This is a genomic window from Faecalibacterium gallinarum (assembly GCF_022180365.1).
Taxonomy (GTDB): Bacteria; Bacillota; Clostridia; order Oscillospirales; family Ruminococcaceae; genus Faecalibacterium; species Faecalibacterium gallinarum.
The window spans coordinates 1-305 of record NZ_BQKV01000103.1 but is presented as its reverse complement, the minus strand read 5'-3'; the positions used below and the strand labels follow the sequence as shown (position 1 = coordinate 305).

Genomic DNA, 305 nt, shown 5'->3' with positions numbered 1-305 from the left:
AGTACCAGCGTATGCTCAAAGCTAAAGGTGTCCGGCAAAGTATGAGCCGCAAGGGAAATTGCCTGGACAATGCTGTGGCAGAAAACTTTTTCGGTCTGCTAAAGAGTGAACTGCTTTATCTGCAAAAGTTCCAGTCCATGCAGAACTTCAAACAAGAACTCATTGACTATCTGGATTACTACAATAACCGGCGTATTAAGGCAAAGCTAAAGGGCCTGCCGCCTGCAATTCACAGACAACAAGCCCTTTCGGCTGTTTGAACTATTTTTATTTCAAATTATTGTCTAACTTTTTGGGGTCACTTC

At 43.0% G+C, this 305-nt stretch carries 1 protein-coding gene; it reads left to right on the top strand.

Annotated features, from left to right (window positions below):
• A partial coding sequence (locus tag JCM17207_RS11990) for an IS3 family transposase (protein WP_238317867.1) occupies positions 1 to 260 on the top strand: 260 nt, incomplete at its 5' end.
• Positions 261 to 305 lie beyond the last annotated feature (45 nt).